General features: G+C 66.3%; 10 protein-coding genes. 2 read left to right on the plus strand and 8 right to left on the minus strand.

Annotated elements, in window-relative coordinates:
* Nucleotides 1-114: 114 nt before the first annotated feature.
* The 5 genes from WBF82_RS11485 to WBF82_RS11505 form a co-directional block, all read right to left on the minus strand.
* Entirely contained in the window at nucleotides 115-702 is a 588-nt protein-coding gene (locus WBF82_RS11485) for a GNAT family N-acetyltransferase (RefSeq protein WP_424383156.1), read from the minus strand.
* A complete protein-coding gene (locus WBF82_RS11490; RefSeq protein ID WP_424383157.1) occupies nucleotides 699-1,955 on the minus strand; it encodes a winged helix-turn-helix domain-containing protein in 1,257 nt (418 codons plus the stop codon). The genes WBF82_RS11485 and WBF82_RS11490 overlap by 4 nt, the downstream gene beginning before the upstream one ends.
* Before the next feature lie 25 nt (nucleotides 1,956-1,980).
* Entirely contained in the window at nucleotides 1,981-2,541 is a 561-nt protein-coding gene (locus tag WBF82_RS11495) for a cell division protein DivIVA (protein WP_424383158.1), read from the minus strand.
* A 198-nt stretch (nucleotides 2,542-2,739) separates the two neighbouring features.
* Nucleotides 2,740-3,219 (minus strand): dihydrofolate reductase, encoded by a 480-nt coding sequence (locus WBF82_RS11500; RefSeq protein ID WP_424383159.1) that lies wholly within the window; start codon nucleotides 3,217-3,219, stop codon nucleotides 2,740-2,742.
* Nucleotides 3,216-4,016: a thymidylate synthase gene (locus WBF82_RS11505; protein ID WP_424383160.1), complete on the minus strand. Its 801-nt coding sequence runs from the start codon at nucleotides 4,014-4,016 to the stop codon at nucleotides 3,216-3,218. Before WBF82_RS11505 ends, WBF82_RS11500 begins: the two co-directional genes overlap by 4 nt.
* 43 nt (nucleotides 4,017-4,059) lie before the next feature.
* Here WBF82_RS11505 and WBF82_RS11510 point away from each other — a divergent pair, with 43 nt between their 5' ends.
* Both WBF82_RS11510 and WBF82_RS11515 read left to right on the plus strand, forming a co-directional pair.
* Nucleotides 4,060-4,800 (plus strand): dienelactone hydrolase family protein, encoded by a 741-nt coding sequence (locus tag WBF82_RS11510; protein ID WP_424383161.1) that lies wholly within the window; start codon nucleotides 4,060-4,062, stop codon nucleotides 4,798-4,800.
* A 20-nt stretch (nucleotides 4,801-4,820) separates the two neighbouring features.
* Nucleotides 4,821-5,849, plus strand: a complete 1,029-nt coding sequence (locus WBF82_RS11515) for a TIGR03617 family F420-dependent LLM class oxidoreductase (protein WP_424383162.1) — start codon at nucleotides 4,821-4,823, stop codon at nucleotides 5,847-5,849.
* Here the strand turns inward: WBF82_RS11515 and WBF82_RS11520 are convergent.
* The 3 genes from WBF82_RS11520 to WBF82_RS11530 all read right to left on the minus strand — a co-directional run.
* Complete coding sequence (locus WBF82_RS11520) at nucleotides 5,824-6,813, minus strand: aldo/keto reductase (RefSeq protein WP_424383163.1); 990 nt, start codon at nucleotides 6,811-6,813, stop codon at nucleotides 5,824-5,826. The genes WBF82_RS11515 and WBF82_RS11520 overlap by 26 nt on opposite strands.
* Nucleotides 6,806-7,912 carry an acyl-CoA dehydrogenase family protein gene (locus WBF82_RS11525; RefSeq protein WP_424383164.1) on the minus strand — a complete coding sequence of 369 codons (1,107 nt, stop codon included), beginning with the start codon at nucleotides 7,910-7,912 and terminating at the stop codon, nucleotides 6,806-6,808. Before WBF82_RS11525 ends, WBF82_RS11520 begins: the two co-directional genes overlap by 8 nt.
* Nucleotides 7,909-8,706 (minus strand): acyl-CoA dehydrogenase family protein (locus WBF82_RS11530; protein ID WP_424383165.1); only part of this gene is annotated, 798 nt, incomplete at its 5' end. The genes WBF82_RS11530 and WBF82_RS11525, both read right to left, overlap by 4 nt.

Consider the following 8,706-nt stretch of genomic DNA (forward strand, 5'->3'; position numbering starts at 1 on the left):
CGACTGGACAGATTGCGGGATGAACGCCGGCTGCATCGAGGCTGCGGTGATGTCAGGGCTGCAGGGCGCTAACGCGCTGCTTGGGCGCAGCCGTTTCCATCGTATTCGCGGGCTTTATCTGCCCTGAGCCGGTTCTTCGACGGCGCCGGTCAGCGGCTCGCCGCGGCGCAGCGAACCGATCCAGCCGTCGCGTCGCTCGCCACGCTGTTCAAGCAGCCCGCGGACGGTCCCCTCCATGCGAAACCCGCACCGGGTCGCAACGCGACGGGACGGCCAGTTGCCGACTTGCGCGCGCCAGTACACCACCTCGATGCCTGGTAGCTCGAAACCCCAAGCCAACACCAGCCGTAGCGCGCGAGTCATCACACCGTTGCCCCTTGCCCACGGGGCCAGCCCGAAGCCCACTTCAGCGCCGCCCACGCCGTCCAACCGCAAATCCACACTGCCCGAGAAGCGCCCGCGGTATGCGATCGCGAGCACCGCCACGTTGGCCTGCCAGCCCTCTTCGACCCGGCGCAGAAATTCATGTGCGTCCGCCTCGTTATAGGGCACCGGGATGGTCGTCCAGCGCTGAAACTCGGGGTCGCGGCACTGCGCAACGATGTCGTCCACATCGCCGACACGCGGCAACCGCAACAGCAAGTCCGACCCATCGGTCAGCTCTCGAGCGGGCGGCAGCCGCACACGCTTACCCGATGTCATCGCGATAGTTTCTTCCGCAGCTCGCCCGCCAGGTCGCCGCGTTTGCCGACCGTGACGCCGGCCAATCCCAGCCACGACGCCATCACCGCCAGTTCATCGGCCAGCGCCGCGGCCACCTGCGACGGCGAGCGGTCCGGCTCGATGAACGCCCCCACGACGTGCAAGGCGTCCGCGGCGCGGTCGGCCTTGAGGTCGACCCGCCCGACCAACTCACCATCGAGCAGAAACGGCCAGACGTAGTAGCCGTACTGGCGCCGCGTCGCGGGAGTGTAAATCTCGATGCGGTAATGAAATTCGAATAGGCGCTGCACCCGCGGCCGGAAAAAGATCAGCGGGTCGAACGGGCACAGCAGCGCCGTGCCACGGTCACGCCGCGGAATAGTTTGTCCCGCAACCAAATACGCTGGCGCCGACCAGCCGTCAACCTCGACTTGCTCCAGCTCGCCGTCGGCCACCAGCTTGGCGACCGCCGGCTTGGCCTGCCCTGCAGCCAACCGGAAGTAGTCGCGGATGTCGGCCTCGGTGCCCACCCCCAGCGCTCCGCCCGCCCGCAGCGTCAGCTCTCGGATGGCATCTTGCTCGTCAACCTCCCGCGCCAGCACTTCGGACGGCAACACCCGCTCGGTCAGGTCGTAGTGCCGGGCGAACCCGACCCGGGTGGCCGTGGTGAGCACCCCGGATGAGAACAGCGCTTCGGCGACCCACTTGGTATCACTGCGGCTCCCCCACCAAGAGCCCCGCGGGCCCCGCGGGCCGGCGGCCAGGTGCGCCTCGATTTGCCCCGCGGTACTCGGGCCGAGCTCGGCGACGGCGGTGACGATCTTGTCGGCGAGCTTCGGGTTGGCCTTCACGATGTGGGTGCCCCACCGGCCGTGCTGATATTGGCGCATGCGCCAGCGCAGCAACGGCCAGTCCTCGACCGCCATCAGCGCGGCCTCATGCGCCCAGTACTCCACCAAAAGGCGTGGTGAGCGGGCGGAATGCTCCCAGGCCGCACGGTCCAGTACGCCACGGTCGTAGGGCCCGAGCCGACTGAACACCGGCGCGTAATGGGCGCGTACAGCCACCGACACCGAATCCAATTGCAGCACCTGGATGCGCGAGATCAACCGGCGCAAATGCGCCCGGGTTACCGCGCCGGTGAGCTGCGGCTCGCTAAAGCCCTGGGCCGCAACGGCTATCCGCCGGGCCTGCGCGGCGGTCAGCTGAGGGCGGGTCGACACGGCGCCGAGAATACCGCTGGGCACGGACATCCCCGCCCGTCTCTGGGACGGTGGCTCACTCCCCCGGCGGATTCTTGAGTTCTTGGTATGCCAACTCCAGATCGGCCGGAACCCCTTCCAGGTCACGGTAGACGCCCATCAAGTGCTCCAGGACCTTTACCCGTTGCTGGGTGGCCTCGTCCGCGGCCCGGCGGGCCTGCTCGCGGTAATGATCGGCCTCGAGCTTTACGTCCGCGAGGAGCTGCTCACGCTCTGCCTGGGCGTCGTCACGAATCCTGGCCAGCTCGGCCGCAAGCTTTTCCTTGGAGTCCGCGTACTCGGCTTCCATGGCTTTCTGCTGCGCGACCAGGTCGGCCACCTGCTCTTTGTGCTTTTGCTGCTCGGCTTCGACCTCGGCCTCGGCCGCCGCGATCAGTGCCGCTGCCTCGGCTCGCGCTTCGGTCTGCATCTCGGCGACCTCGTCGACGGCGCGCCGCAGCATATTCGCCATCCGTTGTTGCATCGCGTGCGGGGATGGCGAGGTTTCAGTGAGCAACGCGACCTCTTTTCGCAGGCCCGCCGCCTCATCGCCGAGTTCCTTCAGCCGGGCCCGCAGGCTCTCGACGTCGTCGAGCACCAATTGCTGCTTGGTGGTCAACATTTCGATGTGGGCGTCGACCGCAGCCGGATCGTATCCTCGGAATCTGCGCGTGAATGTGCTTGCGGCTTCGGGTTCCACTACTACTTCCCCCTTCGGTATCACCTGGTCACCCCCGTGAACCCCACCCCCGAGGTCGAGTATGGCACGGTCGTCGTCGGTGCAGGTTGCGAGCGCTTACCCGCGAAGGTAGGTGTGAAAGCGGTACCGCAGCCCGGTGCGGCTGGTCTCCCACTCACCGGATGTACCGACCCACGTCTCGTCGAGCACCGGCGCGACGACGTCGCCGTCATCGCGGGGCAGATCGATTTCGACCTCGGTGACCTCGCACCGGCTGGCCCGCGTCATCGCCAGCGTATAGATCTGCTCGCCGCCGACCACCCAGGTGTCGGGATCGGTCAATGCCTCGTCGAGGGTTCGCACCACCGTCGCGCCGTCAGCGGTGAAGCCGGTCTGCTGGGTCAGCACCACATTTCTGCGCCCCGGCAGCGGCCGAAACTTCGCCGGCAGCGACTCCCAGGTGCGCCGGCCCATCACGACCGTGTGCCCCATCGTGAGGGCCTGAAAGCGGGCCATGTCCTCGGGCAGCTGCCATGGAATACCGCCAGCACGGCCGATGATGCCCGACGTCGATTGAGCCCAGATCAGGCTCGTCATACGGCGACGGGCGCTTTGATCGCGGGATGGGGATCGTAGTTCTGCACGACGATATCGTCAAAGCTGTAGTCGAAAATCGAATCACGATGCGCTAGAACGAGTTCCGGGTACGGCCGGGGGTCGCGGCTCAGCTGCTCGGCGACCTGCTCGACGTGGTTGTCGTAAATGTGGCAGTCTCCGCCGGTCCAGATGAACTCGCCGACCGCCAAACCGGATTGCGCGGCCATCATGTGGGTCAGCAGCGCGTAGCTGGCGATGTTGAACGGCACACCGAGGAAGAGGTCGGCGCTGCGCTGATAGAGCTGGCAGCTGAGCCGGCCGTCGGCCACGTAGAACTGAAACAGCACATGGCACGGCGCCAGCGCCATCTGGGGTATCTCGCCGACGTTCCACGCGGACACGATGATGCGTCGCGAATCCGGATCGGTCCGCAACAGCTTCAGCGCAGCGCTGATCTGGTCGACGTGGTCACCGGACGGAGTCGGCCAAGATCGCCACTGCACTCCGTAGACCGGACCGAGATCACCTGTGTCGCTTGCCCATTCGTCCCAGATTGTGACCCCGTGCTGACGCAGCCAGCCGACGTTGGAGTCGCCTCGCAAAAACCACAGCAGCTCGTAGACCACCGACTTCAGGTGCACCTTCTTGGTGGTGATCAGCGGGAAGCCGGCCGATAGGTCGTATCGCATCTGGTGGCCGAACAGGCTGCGGGTGCCGGTGCCGGTGCGGTCGGCTTTGGGGGTGCCCTGCTCGAGTACCAGGCGCAGCAGGTCCTCGTACGGCGTGGCGATTGGCACGCCGTTCACCTTACGTCGAAATGCAGGGAGTAGAACGGATGGCATGCCGAAAATCACCGACACCATCACCACTGCTGACGGCACCTGTCCCGTGCACCTGTTCACCCCCGAGGGAGACGGTCCCTGGCCCGGGGTGGTCATGTACCCCGACGCCGGCGGTGCGCGCGACACCTTCGACGAGATGGGCGCCAAGCTGGCCGACTTCGGGTACGCGGTGCTGGTGCCCGACGTCTACTACCGCCTGGGCGACTGGGAACCGATCGACATGAAGACCGCATTCAGCGATCCCGAAGAGCGCAAGCGGCTGATGTCGATGATCGGCAGCATCACGCCGATGAAGATGGCCATGGACGCCGAAGCCTTCTTCGACTATCTGGCCGCTCGCCCGGAGGTCAGCGGGGACAAGTTCGGCACGACCGGCTACTGCATGGGCGGCCGGACATCGCTGGTGGTGGCGGGCCGCCTACCGGACCGGGTCGCCGCAGCGGCGTCCTTCCACGGCGGCGGGCTGGTCACCGACAGCGACGACAGCCCGCATCTGCGGGCCGACGCGATTCAGGCCGCGATCTACGTGGGCGGCGCGGAGAACGACGGATCGTTCACCGCCGATCATGCCGAGCAGCTCGACAAGGCGCTGACGGCGGCGGGCGTCGAGCACACAATCGAGACCTATCCGGCCGCGCACGGGTTCGCGGTACCGGACAACGGGCCCTACGACTTGGCCGCCGCCGACCGGCACTGGGCGGCGACCCGCGACTTCTTCGGGGCGCACCTGGGCGGCTAGACGAGCCGTAGGCTCCGAGCATGTACGTCGACGCGATGACGGTTCCGGGGCCGCTCGGCAAGACCGGTGACCTGGCCCGACGAACGCAGTCCGCGGGGTTCGCTGGGCTGCTGTTCACAGAGACGGGCCGGACGGCTTATCTCAACGCCGCGGTGGCCTCGCAGGCTGCGCCGGGACTCGAGTTGTCGACGGGAGTCGCGGTGGCCTTTCCGCGCAGCCCGTTCATCACAGCGGCCACGGCGTGGGAACTTCAGGACGCGACCGGCGGAAAGTTCCGACTGGGGCTGGGTACGCAGGTGCGCACTCATGTTGTGCGGCGCTACGGCGTGGCGTTCGAGCGGCCGGGTCCTCGGCTGCGTGACTACTTGCTCGCAGTCAAGGCATGCTTCTCGGCGTTCCGCAGCGGAAAGCTCGATCACCACGGTGAGTTCTACGACCTCGATTTCATTACCCCGCAGTGGAGCCCGGGGCCGATCGACGCTCCCGACCCGAAAGTCGATATCGCCGCGGTGAATCCGTGGATGCTGCGGATGGCGGGCGAAGTCGCCGACGGGGTGCATGTCCATCCGATCGGCGAGCCCGGCTATCTGGCTCGTCACGTCCTGCCCAACGTCGCCGAAGGGGCGGCGAAGGCGGGACGTTCACGAAAAGACATCGCGATCATCGTGCCGGTGATGACGATCGTCGGCGACACCGACGAAGAGCGGGAAAAGCAACGAGAAATCGTGCGCGCCAGCATGGCCTTCTACGGAAGCACACCCAACTACGCGTTCATCTGGGACGAGGCCGGTTTCGAGGGCACGACCGCCCGGATTCGGGAGAAGCAGAAGGCCGGCGACTTTGCCGGCATGGCGGCCCAGGTCAGCGATGACCACGTCGCCGCGTTCGCCACCGAGTCGACGTGGGACAAGCTGGCCGACGCGCTGATAGATAAATACTCCGCGACGGCGACGCGCCTGGTGCTGTACAACGCCGTTGGCGATCCGGAGCGCTACGAGCGGTATGGCGAGGTGGCCCGCCGAGTCAGCGGCCGATCAACCGCTGCATGAAGTCGGGATAGCGCGCGCCCTGCACCTCGATACCTGCTGCGGCGTCGTCGATTTCGCGTAGGTCCTCGGCGGTCAGCTCGACATCAGCGGCCCCAAGGTTTTCGGCCAGGCGTTCCAGGCGCCGGGTGCCGGGGATCGGCACGATCCACGGCTGCTGGGCAAGCAGCCATGCCAACGCGATCTGGCCGGGTGTCGCGCCCTTGCCGGCCGCGATCCTCTGCAGCAGGTCCACTACGGCGCGGTTGGCCTCGCGGACGTCGGCGGCAAACCGGGGAATGCTGTTGCGGATGTCAGATTTGTCGAATTGCGTGTTCTCGCTGATACTTCCGGTGAGAAAGCCCTTGCCAAGCGGGCTGTAAGGCACGAAGCCGATGCCGAGTTCGGCCAACGTCGGCAGCACCCCAGTGTCGGTGGCTTCGGGTTCTCGCCACCACAACGAGTACTCGCTTTGCACCGCGGTCACGGGTTGCACCGCGTGGGCGCGACGAATGGTCTCGGCTGACGCCTCTGACATCCCGAAATGCTTCACCTTGCCGTTTTGGATCAGCTCCTTGACCGTTCCGGCCACATCCTCGATCGGAACCTCGGGGTCCACCCGGTGCTGGTAGAGCAAGTCGATGGTCTCCACGCCGAGCCGCCGCAGCGAGTTGTCGGCAACCTCTTTGATGTGCTCGGGTCGGCTGTCCAGTCCCGCGATGTTGCCGTCGGCGCCGAATTTGAAGCCGAACTTGGTCGCGATCACCACCTGTCCCGCAAACGGCGCCAGGGCCTCGCCCACCAGTTCCTCGTTGTCACCATAGGCTTCGGCGGTGTCGAAGAAAGTCACGCCGCGATCGACGGCGGCGCGGATCACCTCGATCATCTCCGCTTTGGACCCCGACGGTCCGAAGCCGCGGCTCATGCCCATGCAGCCCAACCCAATTGCCGAAACCTCAAGGGTGTCACCGAGGATGCGCTTATCCACTTTTGCTCCTGTCGTTCCGCAGGTCAACCAGTTCGGCCAACCGCGTGCGGTGGCGGTAGGCAGTGCCAAACGCCAGCTGATCGCTCTTGGCCCGCTTCAGGTACAGGTGCGCCGGGTACTCCCACGTCATCCCGATGCCGCCGTGCAGCTGAACGCATTCCTCGGCGGCGTGCACGGCCGCACCACTGCAATAAGCTTGCGCGACGGCTGCGGCAACCGTCGCGTCGTCGTCTCGGCGCGCGCAGGCGTCGGCGGCGTATCGGGCAGCCGCGGCAGCGGAAGTGACTTCGATCCACAGATCGGCCAGCCGGTGCTTGATGGCTTGGTAAGACCCGATCGCCCGGCCAAACTGCTTGCGCTGCTTGGCATAAGCCAGTGTGGTATCGAAGCACCACTGCGCAATACCCAGCTGCTCGGAGGCGAGCAGGGCCGCGCCTGTCTGCAGCGCCGCCCGCACAGCGGTTTCCCCAGCACCGACACGCGATGATGCAGCTGACGAAAACTCAACATTCGCAAGCGGTCTGGTCATGTCCAGTGTGAGCATCGGCGACACATCGACGCCCGCTGCGTCGCGGGAGACGGTGTGCAACTCCAGCTCGTCGGATCCAGCGACCGGCACCACCAGCACGTCGGCCTCGCTCGCACCGGCCACGCTCGTCACGCGTCCGGTCAACCCCTCGAAGTCGACATTGACCCCAGTGACCGCGTCATCGGGCGCGGTGGACAGTGGCACCGTCAGCGCAGCGGTCAGCGAACCCGCTGCTAATCCTTTGACCGTCTCGGTGTCTCCGGCCTCGAGCAGCGCGACAGTGGCGAGCACCGCGCTGGACAGAAATGGCACCGGCGCGACGGCTCGGCCGATCTCCTCCATGACGACGGCCGCCTCACGCGCACCCGCGCCCGCCCCGCCGAGTTGCTCAGGCACCAGCAACCCGGCCACACCCAGATCGGCGGCCAGAGCGTGCCAGACATTGGAAAAGTCATGCGCCGCGGGGCCATAGGCGCTCATTACCGATTCCGCCGGACACCTGTCGGCGAACAGGCGACGCACGCTATCCCGCAGTGCTTCCTCGGTGTCGGAGTACAGCAAGTCGCTCATCGGGCTGTTCCTTTTTCTAAATCCTTATATGCGATGTCCTTGTCGACCCGGTGTTCCGGCGGCAGGCCGAGGATGCGCTCGGCGATGGTGTTGCGCAGGATCTCCGACGTTCCGCCCTCGATCGAATTGCCCTTCGCCCGCAGGTAGCGATAACCCGGTTCGCGCCCGGTGAAATCGACCCCTTCGGGTTGACGCATGGTCCAATCGTCGTATTGCAGGCCGAGTTCCGGATGCAACTCGATTTCGAAGCCCGAAATCGCCTGTGCAAGGCGGGCGAACAGCACCTTCATTCCAGCGCCCTCCGGGCCAGGCTGACCGGCGGTGAGCCGCTGACGCAGCCGCAGGCCGGCCAGCCGGGCGACCTCGGCTTCCACCCATAGCCGCATCAGCTCGTCGTGCATCGCCGGATTGCGCAGCTGCGGTTCGGCCCGCCAGGCGCCCGCGACCTTACCGATCATCCCGGTTTCCCGTGCACCGCCGGCCATCGAGCCGATGGCGACACGTTCGTTGTTCAGCGTGGTGGTCGCGACCTTCCAGCCGCCGCCCTCGGGGCCGAGCCGGTTCGCGTCGGGCACCCGGACATCGGTGAGGAACACCTCGTTGAACTCGGCTTCGCCGGTGATCTGGCGCAGCGGTCGCACGTCGACGCCGGGATCGGTCATGTCGCAGACGAAATAGGTCAGGCCTTGATGTTTGGGAACGGTCGGGTCGGTCCGTGCGACCAGGATTGCTCGCTGGGCTTTCTGCGCACTCGACGTCCAGACCTTCTGCCCGTTGACGATCCAGTCTGCGTC

Source organism: Mycobacterium sp., assembly GCF_049673265.1.
GTDB lineage: Bacteria > Actinomycetota > Actinomycetes > Mycobacteriales > Mycobacteriaceae > Mycobacterium.